Genomic DNA, 23,823 nt, shown 5'->3' on the forward strand with positions numbered 1-23,823 from the left:
GGTGTGTGCGGGAGACGCAGCACTCAGCCCGTCGTGGCGCCTTCTGCGGCGGAACGCACGAGCTTCGAGTACTTCGCGAGGACGCCACGGGTATAGCGCGGGGGAAGCGGAGCCCAGCCTTCACGGCGGGCAGCCAGCTCGGCATCGTCGACCAGTAGGTCGATGGAACGAGCTGCGATATCGACCCGTATGAGATCACCATCGCGCACGAAGGCGATGGGACCTGCGTCCACCGCTTCGGGTGCCAGATGGCCGATGCAGAGGCCGGTTGTGCCGCCTGAGAATCGACCGTCCGTCAAGAGTAGTACATCTTTTCCGAGACCGGCGCCCTTGATGGCTGCGGTGATGGCGAGCATCTCGCGCATGCCGGGCCCGCCCTTGGGGCCCTCGTAGCGGATGACGACCACGTCGCCGGCCTTGATCTCGCCCGCCGTGAGCGCATCCATTGCGGCGCGCTCGCGCTCGAACACGCGCGCAGGGCCCTCGAACGTCGCCGCGTCGAAGCCGGCGGTCTTCACGACCGCCCCCTCGGGAGCGAGCGAACCGTGCAGGATCGTGAGGCCGCCGGTCTCGTGGATCGGGTTGTCGAGTGTGCGGAGCACCTCGCCGTCGAGGGGCGGGAGGTTCAGCTCTTCGAGGTTCTCGGCCATGGTCTTGCCGGTGACCGTGAGCACGTCGCCGTGCAGGAGGCCGGCGTCGAGGAGCGCCTTCATCAGCACGGGGACTCCGCCTCGACGGTCGACGTCGTTCATGACGTACTTGCCGAAGGGCTTCAGGTCGCCGATGTGCGGCACCTTCGCGCCGATGCGGTTGAAGTCGTCGAGCGTGAGGTCGACCTCGGCCTCGCGGGCGATCGCGAGCAGGTGCAGCACGATGTTCGTCGATCCGCCGAGCGCCATGCCGACCGCGATGGCGTTCTCGAACGCCTTCTTGGTGAGGATCTGACGGGCCGTGATGCCGTGCTTCAGCAGGTTGACGACGGCCTCGCCCGAGCGGTGCGCGTAGTAGTCGCGACGACGGTCTGCGGAGGCCGGAGACGCCGAACCCGGAAGCGAGAGGCCGAGCGCCTCGGCGACCGAGGCCATGGTGTTGGCGGTGTACATGCCGCCGCAGGCACCTTCACCCGGTGCGAACGCGCACTCGATGCGGTGCGCGTCTTCAGCGCTCATGGTGCCGGCCTTGACCGCGCCGACCGCCTCGAACGAGTCGATGATCGTGATGTCCTTCTCGGTGCCGTCGGACAGGCGCACCCATCCGGGCGCGATCGAGCCCGCGTAGAGGAAGACCGACGCCAGGTCGAGACGAGCGGCCGCCATGAGCATGCCGGGGATGGACTTGTCGCAGCCCGCGAGCAGCACCGAGCCGTCGAGGCGCTCGGCCTGCATGACGACCTCGACCGAGTCGGCGATGACCTCGCGCGAGACGAGGGAGAAGTGCATGCCCTCGTGGCCCATCGAGATGCCGTCGGAGACGGAGACGGTGCCGAACTGCAGCGGGTACCCGCCACCGCCGTGCACGCCCTCCTTCGCAGCCTGCGCGAGACGCGCGAGCGAGAGGTTGCAGGGGGTGATCTCGTTCCAGGAGGACGCGATGCCGATCTGCGGCTTGTCCCAATCGGCATCTCCCATGCCGACGGCGCGGAGCATGCCCCGGCTGGTCATGGCTTCGATACCGTCGGTGACGGTGCGGCTACGAGGTTTGGGATCGAACTCCGACATGCATCGAGTCTATGGCCAGCGCGAGGGGCCCCCGTGCGTCGTTTCACGGGCGTCGGCGAGGCGCTCGAGCAGGTCGGCGACGTCGTCGGGGCTGCGCACGCGGTGAGCCGCGAGCGACCTGCCCTGACCCACTTTGACGCCCAGGTCCTCGGACTCGAGGGCGGCGAACGCGTCTTCGTCGGTGACGTCGTCGCCGACGTAGATGACGGCGCTGGCGCCCGCGTGCTGGCGGAGCCGGTTGAGCGCCTCCCCCTTGTCGCTCGGGCGCACCGAGAACTCGATCACGCCCTTGCCGCCGCGCACCGTGAGCTCGGGGATCTCGGCTTCGACACGTGCCTTGGCAGCCTGCTGCAGGTCGCTCGCGGCGTCGGGTGCGACCTTCCGCGTGTGCAGCGCGAGCCCTGCCGGCTTCCACTCGACCCATGCGCCGTCGACGCCCGAGGCGATCTCGTCGAGCACGCGGGTGAGGTGTTCGAGGGCCGCGAGCTCGCCGTCGCGGAGGTCGATCGTGACCCCGCCCCCGTCGAGCTGCAGCTCGACCCCGTGCGACCCGCTCATGAGCGCTCCGGCCGGCGGATCGGCGACCTGCTTCAGGCTCTCGAGTGCTCGCCCCGAGACGATCGCGACCCGGGTGTCGTCGGTCGCCGCGAGGCGTTCGATCGCGGCACGGGCGCGACCCGTCGCGCGTGCGTCTTCGGGCCGGTCGACGAGCGGTGCGAGCGTGCCGTCGAAGTCGAGGGCCACGAGCAGCCGATCGGTGTCCGCCAGGCGCGTGATCGCGGCGTCCAGCCCGTCGGGGACGCCGGATGCGATGATGCCCGCGCCGGTGAGGGTCTTCAGGAAGGTCGACGACCACTTCGCGACGTCGTTCTCGCGCACGCGCCGTCGGAGTGCCCGCATGCGTCGGGCACGCTCCTTGCGCGGCATCTGCGCCGCCTCGACCATCGCGTCCTTCAAGCCCTCGATGTCGTGCGGGTTCACGAGGATCGCCTGGCGGAGTTCGTCGGATGCCCCGGTGAACTCGCTGAGCACGAGCACGCCGTCGTCGTCGAAGCTGCAGGCGACGAACTCCTTCGCGACGAGGTTCATGCCGTCGCGGAGCGCGGTCACGAGCATGACGTCGGCGGCGAGGTAGAGGGCGACCATCTCCTCGCGCGGGTAGCCGTGGTGCAGGTAGGCGATCGCCTGGTGACCGAGCGTCGAGTAGTCGCCGTTCAGGCGCCCGACCATGAGCTCGATCTCGTCGCGCAGTTGGCGATAGGTCTCGACGCGTTCGCGCGACGGACTGGCGACCTGCACGAGCGTGACGTCCTCGACCGAGAGCCGGCCGTCGCGCAGCAGCTCTCCGAACGCCTTCAGCCGGTGCCGGATGCCCTTCGTGTAGTCGAGGCGGTCGACGCCGAGCATGATCGTCTCGGGGTTGCCGAGGCTCTCGCGGATCTCGTGTGCGCGCGCCTGCACGTCGGGTCGCCTCGCGAGCTCCTCGAAGCCGGCCGAGTCGATCGAGATCGGGAACTGCCGGGCGACGACGTGCCGCACCTCGCCGTCGGGGCCGGGCACGTCCAAGACGCTGCCGCGCGTCGCGTAGCCGAAGAGCCGGCGCACCGCACGCGTGAAGTTGCCGGCGTCGGCGGCACGCTGGAAGCCGATGACGTCGGCGCCGAGCAGGCCGTCGAGCACCTGCCGCCGCCACGGCAGCTGCGAGTAGATGCCGTATGCCGGGAACGGGATGTGGTTGAAGAACCCGATCACGAGATCGGGGCGCTTCTCGCGGAGCATCCGCGGCACGAGCTGCAGCTGGTAGTCCTGCACCCACACGACCGCGCCGGGCGATGCCGCGCGCGCAGCGGCCTCGGCGAAGCGGCGGTTCACCCGGACGTAGGCGTCCCACCACTCCCGGTGGTACGAGGGCGGCGCGATGACGTCGTGGTAGAGCGGCCAGAGGGTGTCGTTGGAGAATCCCTCGTAATACTCCTCGAGCTCCGACTCCGAGAGCGGCACCGGGATGATGTTGATGCCGTCGTACTCGAACGGGTCGAACTCGCGATCGGCGACGCCCGCCCAGCCGACCCAGGCGCCGTCGGCGGCGCGCATGACGGGTTCGAGGGCGGTCACGAGCCCGCCGGGCGAGCTCTTCCACGTGGTCTCGCCGTCGGGACCCTCCAGGTAGTCGACCGGCAGGCGGTTCGAGACCACGATCATGTCGTAGGCGGCGTCGACGTAGAGCTCGTCGCGTGATGGTTCAGGGGCGTTCATGAGCGGATGTGTCCCTCCTCGCGCTCCGCTCAGGCTAACAGTCGGCGCGAACCGACTCCGCTGTCGGCGGCAGGTGGGAGCATGCGGGCATGGAGATCACACGAATCCAACCGGCCGGCCTCGTCGTGAGCCCGGCGTTCAGCCACGTCGCGATCGTGCCGGCGGGCGCGACCACCGTCTACGTCGGCGGCCAGAACGGCGTCGACGAGACGGGCGCCGTCGTCTCCGACGACGTCGCCGTCCAGTCCGTCCGGGCCATCGACAACGCCGCCGTCGCGCTCGAGGCCGCAGGGGCGTCGCTCGCCGATATCGTGCAGTGGACGGTGTTCATCGCAGAGGGCGCCGACCTCGGCGCCGCATATGGGGCGATCGCGCCGAGACTCGCAGGGGCCGGCGCCCCGCCGCTCGTCACCGCCGCCCTGGTCGCGGGGCTCGGCGTGCCCGGCGCCCTCATCGAGGTGAGCGCGATCGCCGCGCTGAACCCGGCCTGACACCGGCGCCGTCACTCGCGCCGGCCCCGGCTCCGCCCCTGGCCCGCCGCTCGGGCGCCGAGGCGAGGCCGGGCGCTCACCCGAGGGCGGCCGCCGCGAAGCCGATCGATCGGATGCCTCGGCGCCGGCCGACGACGAGCGTCGTGCCGAGCACGCCCACGAGACCGAAGACGACGAGCACGCCCGCCGCCATCGCGACCGAGCCGCCCGCTGCTCCCGAGACGATGAACTGCATGCCCTGCACCGCCCAGGTGAGCGGCAGGAACGGGCTGATCGCCTGGTACGGCCCGCTCAGCACCTCGATCGGGTACAGGCCGCCCGCTGCGGTGAGCTGCAGTGCGACGAGCACGAGCGAGATGAGCAGGCCCGCCCGTCCGAGCCAGACCGTCAGGAACGCGTGCAGCGAGGTGAACACGAGGGCGAGCAGAGCGGCGAACGCGAGCGTCTGCGGCAGCAGGCTCCAGGTGACGCCCATGACGCCGTGCAGCAGCAGCACGACGGCGACCGCCTGCGCGAGTGCGATGAGGCCGGCCCGTGCGAGGGTGCGCCAGACGAGCCCGCCGGTCGAAGCGGTGGAGCGCAGCGCCTCACGCCCGAAGGGGCGGAACACGAGGAAGAGCGCGAGCGCACCGAGCCACAGTCCGACCGGCACGAAGAGCATGCCGATGACCTCGCCGACGCCGGCGATCTCGTGGTCGCGGGTCGCGTCGACCGTGACCGGTTCGGCGATCACCTCGGCGGTCTTCGAGGCGTCGATGTCGGTGAGCGCGGTCGCGCTCTCGGCACCCGATACGAGCCCCGAGGCGAGGGCGTCGGCACCGCTCGCGAGCTGCGTGGCACCGCTCGCGGCATCCGCTGCACCGCCCTGGAGCGCGCCGAGGCCACCGGCGAGTTCGTCGAGGCCCGAGGCGAGGCCGTTCGCCCCGTCTCGGATGCCGCCGGAGCCGGCGGAGAGCTGGGCGGCTCCGGTCGCCGATTGGGCGATACCGCCCTGGATGCCGTCGATCGCGCCACGGGAGGCTGCTGAGAGCTGCTGTCCCCCGGTCGAGAGCCTTCCGAGCTCGGAGCGCACGCCGTCGATCGTCGCCGGGATCCCGGCGAGTGCCGGGTACTGCTCGACGAGCGCGGGATTCGCCGCGATGATCTCGGCCAGCTGCTTCGACGCCGGCCCGAGGTAGCCGTCGACCGTCGCGACGCCCTGCGAGATTCCGCCGGTGTAGGCATCCCATTGGTTCGAGATCTCGTCGAGGCCCGCGGCGCCGGTGCTGAGCTGGCCGAGCCCGCCCGCGAGCGCGTCGACGCCCTGCGTGTACTGGGTGACACCCGCGGCGTACTGGTGCGCGCCTGCGGCGGCATCCGCTGTGCCGCTCGTCGCGGTGGCGACCCCGTTCGAGAGCGTGGTCAGGCCGCCTGCGAGCGAGCCGACACCGCTCGAGAGCTGCGTCGCGCCGTCGGCGGCGTCGCCGAGCGAGCCGCCCATCGTCGCGAGGTTCGTGTAGAAGCCCTCGAGGTACTGCGCCGTCAGCTCGCGGCCGAAGGTCGCCGACATCGCGTCGCCGACCGACTGCGCGACCGACCCGGCGAGGTAGCCGTGGGCGTCGTCGGTGCGGATGTCGAGGTTCGCCTGCGTCGGGTCAGCGCCCGAGAGCGAGGTCACCGACTCCGAGAATTCGGCGGGGATCGTGAGCACCGCATAGGCGTCGCCAGAGGCGAGGAGGTCGGCGGCCTCATCGTCGTTCGAGATCGTCCACTGGAACCCGGAGGTCTCGGGGTCGGTCAGCTCGGTCACGAGCAGGCGACCGGCGAGTACGGGCTGCTCGGTGCCGTCGGGCAGCGTCATCGTGACCATCTCGTCGTTGTTGACGACGACGGCCGGGATCTGCTCGAGGTTGTCGCCGCCGCTGCCGACGGCGCCCGAGACGAGTCCGGCGACGGCGAGCGGAACTGCGACGACCGCGGCGACCAGCACGCCGAATCGCACGCGTCGCTGCCCCGGCGTCGAGCCGAAGAGTCGGGAGAGTCGGGTGCTCATCGGAGGGCCTCCTGGATTCGCGAGACGGGTTCGAGGGTTCGGATGCCGCGGGCCGCGAGCTGCGGCGAGACCGCGGGTGACACGGCCGACGGGCCGAGGCCGACGATCACCGTGACCTGGGCGGGGACGAGTTCGGCGAGCGCGTGCCAGAGGCCGCCCGTGGCCGAGCCCGGATCGTCGTCGAGGTCGATGACGATCGCCTTCGGCCGTTCTGCCAGCGCCGCGGCGACGGCGACGAGCGTGCGGGCTTCGACGCCGAGGGCGGAGAGCGGCGTCTCGGTCGTGAACCTCGGCCCGTCAGGGCCGTGGCCGACGGCGGCGGCCGCCCGCTCGGTCCACGTGCGGACGAGGCTGTTCGACGGAGCGATGCGGTACCACGGACGGGTCGCGTCGAGGCGGCCGGCGATGAGTTCGCCGACCGTGCCGCCGGGCGCGGCATGGGCGGCGACCTCGGCGATCGCGACGCCGCGCATGACGGCGCCGACGCCCGAGGGCAGCGGCGAGCCGAGCACGGCGAGACGGCCTCCGACCGGCGCGAGCCGGCCCGCGAGCGTCGCGGAGACCACGCGGCGGTCGACGGCGTCGCCCTGCACGACGAGCACGCCGCCCGCCGGCACCTCGACGGTCAGGGGGCCGATCGGGCGTTCGGGCAGGCCGAAGACGGCGCCCTCGGCGTTCACGGCGGCGGGTCGCGATGCGGCCCACTCCTCCTGCTCGAGGTGGGTGCGCAATCCCTCGCCCTCGATGTCCACGTTCGGCAGCACCCGCGCCAGCCACTTGGGCAGCCACCAGGCCGCGTTGCCGGCGAGGGCCATCGCGGCCGGGACCAGCGTCATGCGCACGAGGAAGGCGTCGAATGCGACACCCACGGCGAGCGCGAACGCGATGCCCTTGATCACTCCGGCACCCTCGGGCACGAAGGCGAAGAAGACGAAGAACATGATGAGCGCCGCGGCGGTGACGACGCGTGCTGCGTGCTGGAAGCCGTGCACGACGGACCGCCGCGCGTCACCGGTCTTCACGAATTCCTCGCGCATGCCCGAGACGAGGAACACCTGGTAGTCCATGGCGAGGCCGAACAGCACCGCCATGAGCAGGATCGGCAGGAAGCTCAGGATCGGCCCGGGCTCGACGTGGAGCAGATCGGCGAACCAGCCCCACTGGAAGATCGCGACGGTGACGCCGATCGCGCCGAACGCCGACAGCAGGAAGCCGAGGGCGGCCTTGATCGGCACGAACACCGAGCGGAACACCATGAGCAGGAGCACGATCGAGAGCCCCACGACGATGAGCGCGAACGGGATCAGCGCATCGGCGAGCCGGTTCGAGATGTCGATCGCGACGGCCGTGTAGCCGGTGACCGCGATGGGCGTGCCGTAGTCGGCGGTGATCGCGGGTTCGAGCTCGCGGATGTTCTCGACGAGCACCTTCGTCGCCGGGGCATCCGGAGCACTCTCGGGGATGACCTGGATGATCGCCGTGTCGGCGGTCGGGTTCGGCAGCCCCTGACCGACGAAGGCGACGTCGTCGAGCTCGCCGATGCGTGCCCCGATCGCGTCGAGGTCGCCGAAGATGTCGGTCGTCTGCGTGATGTCGACGGTCACGATGAGCGGGCCGTTGTAGCCCGGCCCGAAGCCCTCGTCGATCATCTCGTACGCCTCGCGCTGGCTCGAGCCCTCGGTGCCCGAACCGTTCGGCAGGTTGAGGTCGAGGCTGAGCGCCGGCACCGCTGCAGCGCCGAGCACGCCGACGACGAGCACCACGAACACGACGGGCGCCTTCAGCACGAGGTCGACCCAGCGGCGGCCCATCGTGCGCTTGCCGCCGTCGTCGGCGGCGTTCGCCCGCCGATGGGCGCGACTGCCGGGCTTCGGCACGAGCTTGCGGCCGAACACGCCGAGGAGCGCGGGCAGCAGGGTGACGGCACCCGCGACGGCGATGAGCACCGCGAACGCGGCGCCGATGCCCATGACGCTGAGGAACGGGATGCCGACGACGAGGAGGCCCAGCAGCGCGATGATCACGGTAAGGCCGGCGAAGACCACGGCACCGCCGGCGGTCGCGACGGCCTCGGCGGCCGAGTCCTCGGGATCCTGTCCGCGAGCGAGTTGGTTGCGATGCCGGGAGAGGATGAAGAGCGCGTAGTCGATGCCGACGGCGAGGCCGATCATGACGGCGAGCATGGGGGCGGTCGAGGAGACCGTCGTGAACGCCGCGACGATCGAGATGCCGCCGAAGGCCGCGCCGACGCCGACGAGCGCGGTCAGCAGCGGCATGCCCGCCGCGAGGAGCGAGCCGAAGGTGATGATCAGCACGACGGCGGCGAACAGCACGCCGAACACCTCGGTGATGGTGAGGCCGAAGCTCGTCTCCTGGAAGACGTCGCCGCCGAACGCCACGGTGAGGCCGGCGTCGCTGCCGAGCTCCCCCGTCGCCTCGACGGCCTCGAGCGACTCGGGCGTGACGTCGGTCACCTGGCCGTCGAACTGGATCTGGATGTAGGCGGTGCGACCGTCGCCCGAGATCTGGTCGCCCGCGTACTCGTCGAAGGGACCGAGCACGCTCGCGACGCCGTCGACCTGCTCGAGCTCGGCCTCCATGGCCTCGATCGCATCGCGCGCCGACGCGGCCTCGACGGTGTCGCCGTCGGGAGCCTCGACGACGGCCTTGGCCGAGGCGCCGGCGGTCTCGGGGAACACGGCGGCGAGCTGGTCGATCGCCGTCTGCGACTCGGTGCCCGGGATGGCGAAGGAGTCCTGCAGCTGACCGCCCAGCGCGAGGCCCGTGCCGAGCAGCGCGCCGAGGGCGAGCACCCAGGCGACGATGACGTACCAGGCACGGCGGAATGCGAAGCGGCCGATGCGGTGGAGGAGGAGAGCCATGGTCGGGCCTATCGGGTCGGGCGGCCGTCGGCCGTCAGCAGGAGTTCGGAGAGCACGGAGATGAGGGCGTCGCGCACGTCGGCGTCGGCGAACTGCTGCTCGTCGTCCTCGAGGAACGTGGCGCCGGCGACGAGCGTGTACGTCGCGCCGGCGAGCGCAACGCCGAAGCGCATCTGCTCGGCGAGGCTGGCATCGTCGGCGCAGATCGAGTCGGCGAGACCGCGGATGGCGGTGTTCGCGCGCTCGATGACCGGCAGCCCGCGGAGGGACTGGCCCTGGTTCACGAAGGTGTGCACCGCGAGGCGGTTGCCGAGCAGGAAGTCGACGAAGCTCTCGATGAAGACCGCCCGCGCGGCAGCCGAACGGCCGCCGGCGACGAAGTCGCCGAGCAGGGCCTCGAGCAGGTCGATCGCCGGGCCGATCGCGGCCTCGAGCAGCGCCTCCTTCGAGGCGTAGTGGTAGAGCACGCTCGACTTCGAGTACCCGGCGTGGTCGGCGATCTGCTGGAGCGAACTCGCGGCGAAGCCGACGGTCGCGAACTGCTCGAGCGCGACCTGGCGCAGCTCGTCGCTGGCGCGCACGCGGGACGGCATGGATGCATCGGTGGGCATGTTTCCACGGTAATTGACCGATCGGTCAGCTCCTGCACGATCGGTCAGATTCACGGATGTCTCCCAGCCGCCGGAAACGGCGCGGTAGCGTTGCGGCATGCGCAAGTACCTCTTCAGCGGCGCCGTGATCAGCGCCATCATCAGCGGCATCGGCGTCGTGAAGACCACCGCCACGGGCCCCCGCGACTGGCGACTGCTGCTCATGTGGGTGTCGTGGGCCGCGAGCCTCGCGATCGCGATCGGCACCGTCGCCGAAGAGACCAAGCAGGGCGAGATCGGCGAATAACGACGCCGCGACGGCGTTGCGCGGCGTGTCACTCGCAATCCGCACCACCGTGCCCGAAACTGGGACGAACGACCCGAGACGAACCCACGAGAGGGGCCACCGATGTTCCGCCGCTGGCGCCGTGCACGGCTTGCCGCCCAGGCCTCCGCCCATGTTGCCGCCCCGACTCCGCACCCTTCTGCGGCAGACCTTCGAGGCGAGCACATCTTCGAGCTGCTGAACTCGCGGCTGTCCGAATTCATCGGACCGGGCGGCGGTTGGTCGCTCGTGCGGAAGTCCGACGGCGACACCGACCGCATCTTCCACGCGATGCTCACGCACCAGATCGCGGCAGAGCTCACTCGCGCCATCCTCGACGAACGCGATTCCGTCGCGGTGGTCGTGCCGGCCGGCGAGGAGACCCTCGCGCTCGGCTGGGAGCCCGCACCGCTCATCGTCTGGGCCGACCCCGTCGAGACGACCGAGGCCGTGGCCGTAGCACCGATGGACGCCGCGCCCGACGACGAGCTGTTCACCGAGGCGTCCGAGCTGGTCGAGGCCGCAGCGCTGCCGACGATCGGTGCCGCCACGGCGCTCGAGGCACGCGCAGCCTGAACCGGGCGGCGCCCCGCGCCGACCCGCCGACGCGCGTGACACCGCGCTCCAAAATCGACGGCGCATTCTTGTATCGCCAGCCGAGAATGCGCTCCCCCGCTCCTCGTAGCGTGATCTCCGGGCAATCGCCCGCACGCCACGAGAGGGGAACCCGTTGAGCTCCGCCCACAGCACCAGCCCGAGCACCAGCCCGAGCACGACCGAGTCGAACGCGACACCGCCCTCGGCCCGCCAACGGCGCAGCAGCGCCCGTGACCTCGCCCAGATCGCCGTCTTCGCCGCGCTCATCGCCGCGCTGGGCCTGCCAGGGGCGCTCTCGATCGGCGGCACCGCGGTGCCGATCACGTTCCAGACCCTCGGCGTGATGCTCGCCGGCGCCATCCTCGGCGCACGCAAGGGCACCCTGTCCGTGCTCCTCTTCATCGTGCTCGTCGCCGCGGGCCTGCCGCTGCTCTCGGGCGGCCGGGGCGGTCTCGGCGTCTTCGTCGGCCCCTCGGTCGGCTACCTCATCGGTTGGCTGCTCGGCGCCGCCGTCATCGGCTGGGCGACGGCGCGGCTGCTGCCGCGATACCCGATCGCGCCGGCGCTCGCATGGACCGCACTCGGCGGCATCGTCGCCATCTACCTCGTCGGGGTGCCCGTCTTCGCCGCCATCACCGGTACGCCGTTCGGCGGCGCACTCCTCGCCTCAACCTTCTTCCTTCCCGGCGACATCCTCAAGGTCGTCGTGACCGTGCTCGTGGCGAAGAGCGTGCACCGGGCATGGCCGGGGCTCATCGAGCCGCGTTCGTGGCCGTGGGCGTCCCGGCCGGGCACGGTCGCCGCGGCCCCGGCAGCCGACCCCGCTTCCGACTCGACCGCTTCGGACCGCTCGGCGTGAGCGACTGGCTGCGGGGACCGCGGGGCGCACTCGCCCTCGCGTTCGGCGGCGACGCCGTGCGCTACGGCGAACTCGCCGACGCGGTCGCCGCGGCCCCGCTGCCGAGCGGTGACGGCCTCGTCGCCTGCCCGGCGGGCACGGAGTCCGTGCGCCTCATCACGCTCGTGCTCGCATGCCTCGAGCGCGGCCGCCCGGTGCTCGTCGGCGGCGATGCGGCGGATGCCGAGCGGATCGCGCCGAGCCTGCCGCAGGGCACGGAGCTCGCGGTGCTGACGTCGGGTTCGACCGATCCGACGGGCACTCCACGTGCGGTGGCGCGCACGAACGCCTCGTGGCTCGCATCGGCCGCCCCGCTCGCCGAGATCGCCGGGCTCGGGGCGAACGATCGGATCGCCGTCACCGGACCGCTTCACGTCTCGATGCACCTCTACGCGGCACTCCACGCGCTCTGGATGGGCGCCGCGGTCGGCGACGAACTCGCCGGAGCGAGTGCGGTGCACGCGACGCCGACTCGACTGGCACGACTGCTCGAGTCCGTCGAGATGCCCGCGGCGGCGGTCGTCGCCGGAGCCGCGATGGGCGAGCCCCTGTGCGCGCGGGCGTCGGCTCGAGGCATCCGCGTGACGGAGTACTACGGCGCGGCCGAGCTCTCGTTCGTGGCGGCCGGCCACGGCGGCTCCCTCGCGCCGTTCCCCGGCGTCGAGGTCGAGCTCCGGCCGACCGCGGCGGGTCGGGAGCTCTGGGCCCGTTCCCCGTATCTCGCGCTCGGAGTCGTCGGCGGGGGCATGCTCCGCCGCGATGACGGTGGTTTCGCGACGGTGGGCGACCTCGCCGAACCGATCGGCACCGAGGGGTTCCGCATCATCGGACGCGGTGACGCCGCGATCACGACCGCCGGAACGACCGTGCTGGCCGAAGACCTCGAGGCGCGCATCATCGCCCTGCCCGGAGTCGTCGCAGCGGTCGCGCTCGCCGAGCCGCACGAACTGCTCGGCGAGCGCATCGTCGCCGTCGTCGAACTCGACGGCTCGACGGATGCCGCGGCGGTCATCGCCGCCGCCCGGGAACGCCTTCCGGCGGCCGAACTGCCCCGACGCTGGTTCGTGAGCGCCATTCCGACGACCGTGTCGGGCAAGTCGGCGCGGGGACTCCTCCGCGCAGCGCTGGCGGCGGGAACGCTCGGCCCGGCGCTGCCGTCGCACCCGTCGACCTCCGATCGGAGCAACGCATGACCCCCGTCCTCGACACCCGCTCCGCGCCCGTCATCGTCGCCGCTCGGCGCTCGGCGATCGGCACGGCGGGCCGGAGCTTCGCGTCGCACACCGTCGACGCGCTCGCGGCGCCCGTCCTCGCCGAGGTCGCCGCCGCAGTGGCGCCGAGCGGCCTGCCGATCGACGACGTCGTGGTCGGCAACTGCATGGGGCCGGGCGGCGATGTCGCACGCGTCGCCGCACTGCGGGCGGGACTCGACAGCTCGGTACCGGGGGTCACGGTCGACCGGCAATGCGGTTCGGGTCTCGACGCCGTCATGCAGGCCGCCGCCCGTGTCGCGGCCGGCCACGGCGAACTGTTCCTCGCCGGCGGTGCGGAGTCGGCATCGACGGCACCGCACCGGTCGTGGCCGGACTCGGGCGAACGCTACTCGCGCGCGCCTTTCGCCCCGATCGGCTTCCCCGATCCCGACATGGGCCCCGCGGCCGATCGGCTCGCCGCGATGCGCGGCATCTCCCGCGAGCGGCAGGACGCCTGGGCCGCCCGCTCGCACGCACGTGCCGCCGCGGCGCAGGCGAGCGGCGTCTTCGACGGCGAGGTCGTCGCGATCGACGGCGTCGCGATCGATGATCGCCCGCGGGCGTCGATGGATGCGAATCGGCTCGCGCGGTTCGCGCCCGCCTTCACTTCGGCCGACGGCATGACCGGCACCGGGATGGGCTTCGGCTCGGTCACCGCGGGCAACTCCTGCGGCTTCTCCGACGGCGCGGCGATGATGGCGGTCACGACCGGTCGAGTCGCGCGCGACCTCGGCCTCCCATCGCTGCGCATCGTGGCGACCGCCGTCACCGGCAGCGGTCCCGAGCTGCCGGGCATCGGCGCGGCGCCTGCGGCTCGCCTCGCACTCGCACGTGCCGGTCTCGTCGCCGCCGACCTCGGGTACGCCGAGATCACCGAGGCCTTCGCAGCGCAACTCCTCGCGGTCAGCGACGAGCTCGCGCTCGACGAGTCGATCGTCTCGGGCGACGGCGGTGCCATCGCGCTCGGACACCCATGGGGCGCGTCGGGCGCCGTGCTGCTCGTGCGCCTCGCCACCCGCATGATCGCCTCCGACGACGCCCGCCCGGGGCTCGCTGCCTGCTCGATCGGCGGCGGCCAGGGCATCGCCATGATCGTGGAACGGACAGCATGACCGAGATCGCCTTCGAACACGTCAGCCACGACTTCGATGGGGAGCGCGTCGTCGACGACGTCTCGCTCGTGCTCGACGAACACCGCATCGGCATCGTCGGCGCGAACGGCTCCGGCAAGTCGACGCTGGCTCGAATGATCAACGGCCTCGTCACGCCGACCGCTGGTCGCGTCTCCGTCGGCGGGCTCGACCTCGCCCGCCACGCGCGCGAGGTGCGCCGCCGGGTCGGCTTCGTGTTCACGAACGCCGACAACCAGATCGTCATGCCCACGGTCCGCGAGGACGTCGCGTTCACACTGCGTCGTCACAAGCTCGAGCGAGCGGATGCCGCGGCGCGCGTCGACGCGGCGTTGCATCGGTTCGGACTCCACGATCTGGCCGACCGGCCGGCGCATCGGCTCTCCGGGGGCCAGAAGCAGCTGCTCGCGCTCGCCTCGGTGCTCGTCGCCGAACCGGCGGTCATCGTCGCCGACGAGCCCACCACGCTGCTCGACGCCCGCAACGCGCGGCTCGTCGCCGAGCACTTCGCCGAGCTGCCGCAGCAGCTCGTCGTCGTCAGCCACCAGCTCGAGCTGCTCGACGGCTTCGACCGCGTCATCGTGATGGAGTCCGGGCGGGTCGTCGCCGACGATCGGCCCGGCCCTGCACTCGAGGCGTATCGCGCACTCATCGGCAGCCATCGATGATCGGGGTCTTCCATCCCGGACGCTCGCTCGTGCACCGCGCGCCGGCGCTCGTGAAGCTCGGCCTGCTCGCGGTGCTCGTCACGGTGATCGCCCTCCAGACCTCGCTCGTCCCCCTCGCTGTGGCCTCCTGCCTCGTGGCCTGCCTCTTCGTCGTCGCATGGCTCCCCGTGGGCCTCGTCTGGCGGCAGATCGTCCCGGTCCTGTGGCTCCTCGCCTTCGCCGTCCCCGTACAGGTGATCTTCGGCGGGTGGGAGGCCGCGGCGACGATGGCGGTGCGTCTCGTGCTCGCCGTCGCCCTCGCGGCGCTCTACACGCTCACGACGCCCGTTACGGCGACGCTCGATGCCATGCAGGCACTGCTCCGCCCGTTCCGCCGCTGGATCGACGCCGATCGCGTCGGCCTCACGCTCGCGCTCACCATCCGCTGCGTGCCGCTCCTCGCCGACATCGTGCGCGAGGTGCTCGAAGCGAGGAAGGCGCGAGGCGCCGAGGGTTCGGTCGTGGCACTCGCGGTGCCGGTCATCGTGCGGGCGCTGCAGACCGCCGAGCACCTCGGCGATGCGCTGACCGCGCGCGGCTTTGACGACTGACCGCCGCCTCGACGGCGGCGTTCTCCGAACCGGCGTGATCGCCGAGGCGGAACGTCGGAGCCGAACGTCAGTGAGGCGAAGTCGAGGTTTCGATCGGGGCCGCGCCGACCTCGGCGCGAACGCGATCAGCGAGCGCAAGCAGTTTCTCGGTGCCATCCAGAGTTCCGAAGGATGCGGCCGCGCGACCCATCCGCTCACGAGCCTCGGCATCGCGCAGAACGGGAATGATGCGTTCGACGATGGCACTCGCGGTGAAGTCCGCATCGTCGATGAGCAACGCCCCGCCGGCCTGCACCACCCCGCGTGCGTTGAGCGCCTGTTCTCCGTTCCCAACGGCATACGGAACGTAGACCGCGGGAATCCCGAGCGCGCTGAGTTCGCTCACGGTTGCGGACCCCGATCGGCACACGGCCAGGTCGGCGAGAGCGTACGCCAGATCCATCCGGTCGGCGTAGGGCACGACGACGCGAGCTCGGGAACCAGCGGCGTCCACATCATCGACGTTCGCGCCACCGGTCACGTGCAAGATCTGCCAGCCCTCGGCGATGATCTCGGGCCACGCCTGCGCGAAGGCCTCGTTGATCCTGCGGGCACCCGTCGATCCGCCGAAGACCAGCAGCACGGGCTCGTCGGCGTCGAGCCCGAAATACTCCGCGGCAGCCGCGCGTGACCCAGCGCGATCAATCGTGGAGATCTCGGCACGAAGGGGCATCCCGACGAGCTCTCCCCCGCGCAGGGGCGTATCGGCGAACACCGTTCCGACGGCCGCGGCACGGCGCGCACCCCACACGTTGGCGAGCCCGGGCCGGGCGTTCGCCTCGTGGACGACGTAGGGCACGCCTTCTCTGCGCGCGGCAACGTACGCGGGGGTTGCGGCGAAACCGCCGAAGCCGATCACGACATCGATGTCGCGATCGCGAACAAGCGTGCGTGTGCGCGCGACCGCGCGGAGGAAGCGCGCAGGGAACTGCAGCGTTCGGCGGTTCAGTCGGCGCGGAAACGGCGCCTTCGGGATCGTCTCGAGCACGTGGCCACGCTCGGGAACGAGTCGCGCTTCGAGCCCCTCAGCAGTGCCGAGCACGAGGATCGAAGCGTCCGGCTCGCGTTCGCGCAGGCGATCTGCGACGGCCAGGAGCGGATTGACGTGTCCCGCGGTCCCACCACCGGCCAGCAGGTAGTTCGTCATGTCGGCAGCCTATTCGGCCGTCCGCATATCGTGCGTGTATCGAAAACCGGATACTCGCTGGCAACACGGCGATCGGTTGACTGCTGTCCATGCAATCCTCCGCTTCAGAGCTCGTCGTGCACGACGAGGCGATCCGAGAGAACACGGCGAGATTCGCCGCGATGACCGAGGGTCGGGTCATGGCCGTGCTGAAGGCAGACGCGTTCGGGCATGGGGCGATCGCTCGCTCGGTCCTCGAGTCCGGGGCGACCTCCATCGGTGTGACTTCCATCGATGAGGCCCTCGCGTTGCGCGCCACCGGTGTCGCGGCACCGATGCTCAGTTGGCTGAACACGCCCGACGCCGACTTCGAGACGGCCGTGCGTGAGAACGTCGATGTCGCGGTGCCGAGTATGGAGCTCCTGTACTCCGTCGGTTGGGCAGCGCTGCGTGTCGGGCGACCGGCGCGTGTCCACCTGCACATCGATGTCGGCATGGCCCGCGACGGCTGCTCGGCACGCGACTGGTCCACGTTGTGCGCGCTCGCGCGCGAGCATGAGGCGCTCGGCGCGGTACGGGTGGTCGGGGTGATGGGTCACATGTCGTGCGCGGACGAACCGGGGAATCCGCAGAACACGCGGGAGCGTCTGGTCTTCGAGAATGCGGTTCGGACGGCCAGGCGACGTGCGCTCGCGCCCCACATCCTGCACCTCGCGGCAACTGCCGCGACGTTGACGGGTGCGGGGTCGGGTTTCGACGTCCACCGAATCGGAGCGGGACTGTTCGGCATCGATCCGTCCTCCAGCACCGACACGCTGCGGCCCGCCGTGACACTGACCTCGAGCGTCGTGTCCTCGCGCGAGGTGGCCGCGGGCACCGGAGTCGGCTATGGCCTCGATTTCGTCGCACAGCGCCGTACGAACCTGGCCCTGCTCCCAGTCGGCTACGGCGACGGGCTTCCCCGCGAGGCATCCGGGCGGGCGGAGGTCTTCGCACGAGGGCGGCGACGGCCCCTCGTCGGCAGGTTCTCGATGGACATGGTCGTCGTGGACACGGGCGATGACGTGCTGCGACCGAACGAACGCGTCACCGTCTTCGGCCCCGGGTCGGGAGGAGAGCCCACCGTCGCGGAGTGGGCCGAGTGGTCTCACACGATCGAGCACGAGATCGTCACCCGCCTGGGGAATCGCAGTCCGCGTATCCACCGCACGATCGATACCTCGAGTCAGCCGCAAGGAGACATGTCATGACGCAGAAGAACAGCGCCCGGATCGCCGTCATCGGAGGTGGTGTCAGCGATGAGCACGACGTGTCTCTCGCGTCCGCCGCTGCTGTCGGTCGGGCCATCGTCGAGTTGGGCCTCGACGTGGTTCCACTCACCATCGGAAGTGACGGCGCGTGGCGTGACGAGAACGGCGGCGTCCTGCCAGCACATGGTGCCGTCGAGGTGCTCGCGGACTGCGACATCGCGTTTCCGGCCCTGCATGGCGTCAACGGCGAGGATGGCGCGATCGCGGGCTTCCTCGAACTGTCCGGCGTGCCCTATGTGGGTGCACCGGTGCGTGCCGGCGCGCTCGGGATGGACAAGTGGGTCACGAAGCTGATCGCCGATTCGTTGGGCATCGCCACCGCGAAGGCGATCGTTTCCCGACCCGGAGTCGCAACCCTCGCGGCTCCGACGGATCTGAAGCCTCCCTTCGTCGTCAAGCCCGCGACCGGCGGCTCGAGCAACGGCGTCTTCGTCGTTCCTGATCGGGACGGCGTCGCCGAGACGGTGAGCCGTGCTCGAGCGTTCGGTGAACCCGTGCTCGTCGAAGAGTACGTGCTGGGGCGCGAAGTGGATATCGCCGTGTTCCGCGACCGGGACGGCGAGTTGCGCCTCGGTTCCACCCTCGGCATCGGTGTCGCCCCCGGCGGAGTGTTCGACCGAACGCAGAAGTACGACGGCAGCGCGGCGTTCACGGTGCCTGCCCCGATCAGCGATCGCGATGAAGCATCCATTCGTCACGCCGCCCGCCTGCTGTACGAGACGCTCGGGTGCAGCGGGGTGGCGCGTTTCGACTTCTTCGCCACCGCTGCCGGGGTGGTGCTGAACGAGGTGAACACGGCTCCCGGGATGACGGAGCAGTCGCAGGTACCGCTGATGTACGCCGCGACCGGCCTCGACTACGTCGGACTGATCGCAGCGCTCCTCGAATCCGCCGAGCGGTCCCCTTTCCGAAACTCGGTTCCCGAATGAACGGGTACCCGGGCGAGCCTCCCGTTCGGTCGGCTTGGGCGGACGCGCTCAAAGGTCTGCTGATCCTTCTCGTCGTCTTCTGGCACGTCGTGTTGAAGACCTACCTGCAGATCGATTGGCGAATCGGCGTACCGATCCCCGGCGCATGGGGTCTCGCCAGCGATTTCATCTGGCCATTCCTGATGCCGCTGTTCCTCGTGATCTCCGGCTACTTCGCAGCCAACGCGCTCGCTCGGCCGTGGGCGATCGTCTTCCGCACCCGCGTGGTTCGCTTCCTCTACCTCTATCTCCTGTGGACGCTGATCCACATGGTGACCATGTGGGCATTCCCGGACTTCCCGACGTTCGTCCCGCGCAGCGTCGCCGACTTCATCGAGGCGGTGACGATCAGCCCCCCGAACACCTGGTACCTCTACGCGCTCGCCGTGTACTTCCTGGTGGCGAAGGGACTGCGACGTCTCCCGCGGTGGCTCCTCATCGGAGGCGCCGCAGCGGTGTCGGTCACGGTGTCGGCAGGGCTGATCGACGTGGCGAGCAACCGCGGCTCGCTCTTGTACAACCTCCTCTTCTTCCTGCTCGGTCTGTACTTCGCTCCGCAGATCGGTCGTCTCACCGCGCGCCCTCGACCATTCGCAGCCTCGATGTCGATCGCGGCGTACCTCGTCGCCTTCAGTGCGATGAGGGCGACCGGGTCGGAAACAGTGCCCGGCGTGTGGCTCGCAGTGTCGCTCATCGGAGTCAGCATGGGGATCGTCGTCGCTCCGCTCCTGCCGAAGACCCCGGGCCTCGGGCGCGGGCTGACGTGGCTGGGCGTTCGCACGCTTCCGATCTACCTGATTCACATGCCGGTGCTCGCCCTGGCCGACGTCGCCCTGGTGAGCTGGCTCTCGGGTGCCAGGATCGCAGTGCAGCTGGCCGCAGCCGTGCTGCTCCCGGTGGTCCTCACCGGGGTCGTCGTCGCCGTCAGCACGATGCTCGGACACCTCATCGTGCGCGACCGACTGCTCTGGTTGTTCGACCTTCCGGCACGCCGCGCAGCGGTGGGGTCGGCTCGCCGCGGTGCCCCGTCCCGGACACGGCGTCGTCTCCGTTTGGGTGCGGCGGGCGCGGTCCTGGTGCTCACGGCGATCGGCGGGTCGGCCATCCGCGTCACGGCGATACCCGGCTGCCGCGTCGAGGTTCCACACCAGTCCGCGACGCACGCGGGAGAGGTGAGCATCGGGGCCACAGGCGACATGCTGCTGTACGACGTGAGACACTCCGTGCCCGCCGACCGCGGGCGTGGCAACTTCGACGATGTACGTCCCTGGTTCACCCAGGACATCGTCACCGGAAATCTCGAACAGGTCATCTCCTCCGACACTGGATTCGACAAGTGCGGGCAGCAAGCGGACTGCCTGGCGTTTCGGAGCCCGCCGGATGCGGCTCGGCATTTCGCCGGATTCGATCTCCTCAACGTTGCGAACAACCACACCGGTGACTTCGGACCCGCCGGATACGCGAACACCAGAGCGCACCTCACCGCCGCCGGGGTCCGAACGGTCGGGGACCGCAATGAGATCGCCTGCACGCAGGTCGGTGACATCACGGTCGCGATGGTCGGATTCGCGCCCTACGACGGCTTCAACCGGGTCACCGACCTGCGCCATGTTCGACAGGTGGTGCGGGCGGCCGCAGAACACGCGGACATCGTGGTCGTCCACGCGCACATGGGTGCCGAGGGTGCCGGCGCGGATGCCGTGGCACCGGGAACCGAGGTCATGTACGGCGAGAACCGCGGCGACGTCATCGCGTTCTCGCATGCGGCCGTCGACGCGGGCGCCGACCTCGTCCTGGGCCACGGGCCCCACGTGCTCAGGGGGATGGAGTTCTATCGCGGAAGACTGATCGCGTACAGCCTCGGCAACTTCGGTGGTGGCGGCGTCTTCGGCGCGGAGCAGTCGACGCGCTACGGCGCCTACCTTGCCGTCAGGTTGCGCGCCGACGGCACGATGGTCGACGGGCGAATGCGCTCCGTCCGCTTCGAGCACCGCGACGGCAGGCCGGTCCGAGATCCTGACGATCGGGCGATCGAACTGATCGACGAACGAGGTCGTCGCGACTTTCCCGACACCGCCGCGCACATCGGATCCGACGGCTCGATCACAGCGCATCGATGATGCCTCCGCGCCTCAGGGCGCGGAGGCATCCGTGCGACCCCCGCCGCGGAAATGAAAAAGCCCCGAACCCGGCGAGAGGTTCGAGGCTTGATCGTGCACCCCCTCGGACTTGAACCGAGAACCCACTGATTAAGAGTCAGTTGCTCTGCCGATTGAGCTAGAGGTGCATACTGCGTTGTTTCGGCCCGGATTTTCTATAACCCGAACCGAGGAATCACAGTATCAGGAGAATGCACTGTTGCGCCAATCGAGGCGTGTTCGGCGCGTCGAGGGGTGCCCGACGCCGGTCACGACCCGGGCCTACCTCGCCTCGCGATAGCCTGATCGACGTGACCGCCGCTTCCGCCGCTCCCGCCGCTCAGCTCACCTCCGACCTCGCGCTCGCGCTCGAACTCGCCGATCTGGCCGACGCCGTCTCGATCGGTCGATTCCGCGCGATCGACCTCGACGTGCAGACGAAGCCCGACCGCAGCCCCGTCACCGAGGCCGACCTCGCCGTCGAGCGGGCGATCCGCGAGCGCCTCGCGGCGGCCCGCCCCGACGACGGCATCCTCGGCGAGGAGTTCGGCGCCGAGGGCGACGGCGCGCGGCAGTGGATCATCGACCCGATCGACGGCACCGCGAACTTCCTGCGCGGCGTGCCCGTGTGGGGCACGCTCATCTCGCTGGCGATCGACGGCGTGCCGGTCCTCGGCGTGGCATCCGCCCCCGCCATGGGCCGCCGCTGGTGGGGCGCGACGGGGCTCGGCGCCTGGACCACGACCTCGGCGGCCGAGGCCGGCGCGAGCGACGCAGGCCCGAGCAACGCCAAGGCCACCGAGGTCGCCGGCGGCGACGCATCCGTGCCCGGAGCGCGCCGCCTGCAGGTCTCGGGCGTCGCCTCGCTCGCCGATGCCTCGCTGAGCTTCCAGAGCCTCGCCCAGTGGCGCGACGCCGGTTACCTCGACCGCCTGCTCGCCCTCTCCGAGCGCGTCTGGCGCGACCGCGCCTACGGCGACCTGTGGTCGTACATGCTCCTCGCCGAGGGGCTCATCGACATCACGGGCGAATTCGACGTCAAGCCGTACGACCTCGCAGCGCTCATCCCCATCGTTGAGGAGGCGGGCGGGCGCTTCACCGCGATCACGGGCGAGCGGGGGCCGTGGAGCGGCAGCGCACTCGCGACGAACGGCGCGCTCCACGACGAGGTGCTCGCGGCGCTCGCCGACGAGGCGTAGGCGGCACGAGTGGAGGTCTGCATCTTCACCGAGCCGCAGCAGGGTGCGAGCTACGCCGACCAGCTCGCGCAGGCGAGCACCGCCGAGCGACTCGGCTTCGACGGATGGTTCCGCTCCGACCACTACCTCGCGATGGGTGACGGCGACCCGATGCCGGGTCCGACGGATGCCTGGACCACACTCGCGGGGCTCGCTCGTGAGACCCGGGGCATCCGGCTCGGCACGCTCGTCTCCTCGGCGACGTTCCGGCACCCGTCGGTGCTCGCGATCCAGGTCGCGCAGGTCGACGACATGTCGGGCGGCCGGGTCGAGCTCGGCCTCGGCACCGGATGGTTCGCCGAGGAGCACGAGGCCTACGGCATCCCGTTCCCCGCCAAGCGGTTCGGGATGCTCGAGGAGCAGCTCGAGGTCGTCACGGGCCTCTGGTCGACGCCCGTGGGCGAGCACTACGACTTCACCGGGGAGCACTACCGTCTCGAGCACTCCCCTGCACTGCCGAAGCCCGCACAGGAGCGCGTGCCGATCATCATCGGCGGCTCGGGCCCGAAGCGCACGCCGGCGATCGCGGCGCGGTTCGCGAGCGAGTTCAACATCGGATTCCGCGACGAGGCCGTCGTCGCCGACATGTTCGCCAGGGTGCGGCAGGCATGCCGCGACATCGACCGCGACCCCCGATCGATGCGCATGAGCGTCGCGCTGCCGACGGTCGTCGCCACCTCCGACGCCGAGTACCGACGCCGCCTCGCGGCGATCGACGCGGACCCGGCGACATTCGCCGACGTGAACATCGCCGGAAGCCCCGCCGCGGCCGTCGAGAAGGTGCAGCGACTGCGAGACCTGGGCGCCGATCGCGTCTACCTGCAGCTCGTCGACCTGCGCGACCTGGACCATCTCGCGCTCATCGGAGCAGAAGTGCTGCCGCACGTGCGCTGACGCGTGCACCGCGTCGGCGGCTCCCGATAGGCTGACGTCGAAATCAACCGGATGGGCGGGGGCGCCGGTCGATCAGCGCGCCTCCCGGTCGTCCGACCCGAATCAGCACCCGAACCCGAATCGAGAGGCCCTACCCCGTGAACATCCCCACGCGCCGCATCCTGACGCGCGCCATCGTCTCCATCGCCGCCGTCGCAGTCGTGATCCCGCTGAGCGGGTGCAGCGTGCTCCGCGACCTCGCCGGCGGCCCGGCGCCGCAGCCCGAGCGCGACGAGACGACCCAGGAGATCGTCGAAGAGGGCGACGCCGACGTCTTCGCCCTCCTGGTCGGCGACTGCATGAACGAGGTGTCCGAAGAACTCGTCTCCGAGGTGCCCGTCGTGCCGTGCGACCAGCCGCACGACGAAGAGGTGTACTTCGACGTCACGCTCGAGGGCGACGAGTACCCCGGCGACGACGTCATCCAGACGCAGTCCGACGAGGCCTGCCTCGCCCAGTTCGAACCCTTCGTCGGCATGGCCTACGACTCGTCGACCCTCGGCTTCTACGCGTACCGCCCGTCGCAGGAGAGCTGGGAGCAGATGGACGACCGTGTCGTCTCGTGCGTGATCTACGACCCCGCGGGTCAGGTCACCGGCACGCTGGCCGGCGCCGCACGCTGACGAACGGATGCCGCGTGG

20 protein-coding genes and 1 tRNA gene are annotated in these 23,823 nt (G+C 70.7%); 14 read left to right on the forward strand and 7 right to left on the reverse strand.

Features of this window, described 5'->3' with window-relative positions; genetic code table 11:
- Nucleotides 1-23: 23 nt before the first annotated feature.
- Together ilvD and ACFCVM_RS03700 are read right to left on the reverse strand one after the other, a co-directional pair.
- Nucleotides 24-1,718, reverse strand: coding sequence for a dihydroxy-acid dehydratase (gene ilvD / locus ACFCVM_RS03695; RefSeq protein WP_204459073.1), 1,695 nt, complete (start codon nt 1,716-1,718; stop codon nt 24-26).
- A 9-nt stretch (nt 1,719-1,727) separates the two neighbouring features.
- Nucleotides 1,728-3,974, reverse strand: coding sequence for a bifunctional alpha,alpha-trehalose-phosphate synthase (UDP-forming)/trehalose-phosphatase (locus ACFCVM_RS03700; RefSeq protein WP_375833994.1), 2,247 nt, complete (start codon nt 3,972-3,974; stop codon nt 1,728-1,730).
- Between the two features lie 89 nt (nt 3,975-4,063).
- Between ACFCVM_RS03700 and ACFCVM_RS03705 the strand changes: the two genes are divergently transcribed.
- Nucleotides 4,064-4,465 (forward strand): RidA family protein, encoded by a 402-nt coding sequence (locus ACFCVM_RS03705; RefSeq protein ID WP_375833996.1) that lies wholly within the window; start codon nt 4,064-4,066, stop codon nt 4,463-4,465.
- A gap of 76 nt (nt 4,466-4,541) precedes the next feature.
- Here the strand turns inward: ACFCVM_RS03705 and ACFCVM_RS03710 are convergent, their stop codons facing one another.
- Genes ACFCVM_RS03710 through ACFCVM_RS03720 form a run of 3 tightly spaced genes read right to left on the reverse strand, consistent with a single transcriptional unit; the run spans nt 4,542 to nt 9,990 of the window.
- Complete coding sequence (locus ACFCVM_RS03710) at nt 4,542-6,497, reverse strand: YhgE/Pip family protein (protein WP_375833999.1); 1,956 nt, start codon at nt 6,495-6,497, stop codon at nt 4,542-4,544.
- Nucleotides 6,494-9,379 (reverse strand): MMPL family transporter, encoded by a 2,886-nt coding sequence (locus tag ACFCVM_RS03715; RefSeq protein WP_375834002.1) that lies wholly within the window; start codon nt 9,377-9,379, stop codon nt 6,494-6,496. The genes ACFCVM_RS03710 and ACFCVM_RS03715 overlap by 4 nt, the downstream gene beginning before the upstream one ends.
- A gap of 8 nt (nt 9,380-9,387) precedes the next feature.
- Nucleotides 9,388-9,990, reverse strand: coding sequence for a TetR/AcrR family transcriptional regulator (locus ACFCVM_RS03720; RefSeq protein ID WP_375834005.1), 603 nt, complete (start codon nt 9,988-9,990; stop codon nt 9,388-9,390).
- A 97-nt stretch (nt 9,991-10,087) separates the two neighbouring features.
- On the opposite strand from ACFCVM_RS03720, the gene ACFCVM_RS03725 reads away from it, so the two are divergent.
- From ACFCVM_RS03725 to ACFCVM_RS03755, 7 genes are all read left to right on the forward strand, one after another.
- On the forward strand, nt 10,088-10,276 hold the full coding sequence (locus ACFCVM_RS03725) for a hypothetical protein (protein ID WP_375834008.1): 189 nt from the start codon (nt 10,088-10,090) through the stop codon (nt 10,274-10,276).
- Nucleotides 10,277-10,378: 102 nt separating this feature from the next.
- Nucleotides 10,379-10,870, forward strand: coding sequence for a hypothetical protein (locus ACFCVM_RS03730; protein WP_375834011.1), 492 nt, complete (start codon nt 10,379-10,381; stop codon nt 10,868-10,870).
- A 154-nt stretch (nt 10,871-11,024) separates the two neighbouring features.
- On the forward strand, nt 11,025-11,750 hold the full coding sequence (locus ACFCVM_RS03735) for a biotin transporter BioY (RefSeq protein WP_375834013.1): 726 nt from the start codon (nt 11,025-11,027) through the stop codon (nt 11,748-11,750).
- A complete protein-coding gene (locus ACFCVM_RS03740) occupies nt 11,747-12,982 on the forward strand; it encodes a long-chain fatty acid--CoA ligase (protein ID WP_375834016.1) in 1,236 nt (411 codons plus the stop codon). The genes ACFCVM_RS03735 and ACFCVM_RS03740 overlap by 4 nt, the downstream gene beginning before the upstream one ends.
- The gene (locus tag ACFCVM_RS03745) at nt 12,979-14,154 is read left to right on the forward strand and encodes a thiolase family protein (RefSeq protein ID WP_375834019.1); all 1,176 of its coding nucleotides are present in this window, start codon (nt 12,979-12,981) and stop codon (nt 14,152-14,154) included. Before ACFCVM_RS03740 ends, ACFCVM_RS03745 begins: the two co-directional genes overlap by 4 nt.
- On the forward strand, nt 14,151-14,840 hold the full coding sequence (locus ACFCVM_RS03750) for an energy-coupling factor ABC transporter ATP-binding protein (protein WP_375834022.1): 690 nt from the start codon (nt 14,151-14,153) through the stop codon (nt 14,838-14,840). Before ACFCVM_RS03745 ends, ACFCVM_RS03750 begins: the two co-directional genes overlap by 4 nt.
- Nucleotides 14,837-15,430 carry an energy-coupling factor transporter transmembrane component T family protein gene (locus ACFCVM_RS03755; RefSeq protein WP_375834024.1) on the forward strand — a complete coding sequence of 198 codons (594 nt, stop codon included), beginning with the start codon at nt 14,837-14,839 and terminating at the stop codon, nt 15,428-15,430. The genes ACFCVM_RS03750 and ACFCVM_RS03755 overlap by 4 nt, the downstream gene beginning before the upstream one ends.
- Before the next feature lie 67 nt (nt 15,431-15,497).
- On the opposite strand, the gene ACFCVM_RS03760 is transcribed toward ACFCVM_RS03755, so the two are convergent.
- Entirely contained in the window at nt 15,498-16,616 is a 1,119-nt protein-coding gene (locus ACFCVM_RS03760) for a glycosyltransferase (protein WP_375834027.1), read from the reverse strand.
- 89 nt (nt 16,617-16,705) lie between these two features.
- On the opposite strand from ACFCVM_RS03760, the gene alr reads away from it, so the two are divergent.
- The 3 genes from alr to ACFCVM_RS03775 are packed head-to-tail and all read left to right on the forward strand — an operon-like array spanning nt 16,706 to nt 20,993.
- Nucleotides 16,706-17,845, forward strand: coding sequence for an alanine racemase (alr, locus tag ACFCVM_RS03765; protein WP_375834029.1), 1,140 nt, complete (start codon nt 16,706-16,708; stop codon nt 17,843-17,845).
- A complete protein-coding gene (locus ACFCVM_RS03770) occupies nt 17,842-18,834 on the forward strand; it encodes a D-alanine--D-alanine ligase (protein WP_375834032.1) in 993 nt (330 codons plus the stop codon). Before alr ends, ACFCVM_RS03770 begins: the two co-directional genes overlap by 4 nt.
- Complete coding sequence (locus tag ACFCVM_RS03775; RefSeq protein WP_375834036.1) at nt 18,831-20,993, forward strand: CapA family protein; 2,163 nt, start codon at nt 18,831-18,833, stop codon at nt 20,991-20,993. The genes ACFCVM_RS03770 and ACFCVM_RS03775 overlap by 4 nt, the downstream gene beginning before the upstream one ends.
- 94 nt (nt 20,994-21,087) lie before the next feature.
- On the opposite strand, the gene ACFCVM_RS03780 is transcribed toward ACFCVM_RS03775, so the two are convergent.
- Nucleotides 21,088-21,160: transfer RNA gene (locus ACFCVM_RS03780), tRNA-Lys, on the reverse strand.
- A gap of 162 nt (nt 21,161-21,322) precedes the next feature.
- On the opposite strand from ACFCVM_RS03780, the gene ACFCVM_RS03785 reads away from it, so the two are divergent.
- The 3 genes from ACFCVM_RS03785 to ACFCVM_RS03795 all read left to right on the forward strand — a co-directional run bounded on the left by ACFCVM_RS03785 (nt 21,323) and on the right by ACFCVM_RS03795 (nt 23,805).
- Nucleotides 21,323-22,210 (forward strand): inositol monophosphatase family protein, encoded by an 888-nt coding sequence (locus ACFCVM_RS03785; protein WP_375834039.1) that lies wholly within the window; start codon nt 21,323-21,325, stop codon nt 22,208-22,210.
- A 9-nt stretch (nt 22,211-22,219) separates the two neighbouring features.
- Nucleotides 22,220-23,143 (forward strand): LLM class F420-dependent oxidoreductase, encoded by a 924-nt coding sequence (locus ACFCVM_RS03790; protein WP_375834041.1) that lies wholly within the window; start codon nt 22,220-22,222, stop codon nt 23,141-23,143.
- Between the two features lie 137 nt (nt 23,144-23,280).
- Entirely contained in the window at nt 23,281-23,805 is a 525-nt protein-coding gene (locus tag ACFCVM_RS03795; RefSeq protein WP_375834044.1) for a septum formation family protein, read from the forward strand.
- Nucleotides 23,806-23,823 lie beyond the last annotated feature (18 nt).

The organism is Agromyces sp. NPDC056389 (genome assembly GCF_042262385.1).
Taxonomy (GTDB): domain Bacteria; phylum Actinomycetota; class Actinomycetes; order Actinomycetales; family Microbacteriaceae; genus Agromyces.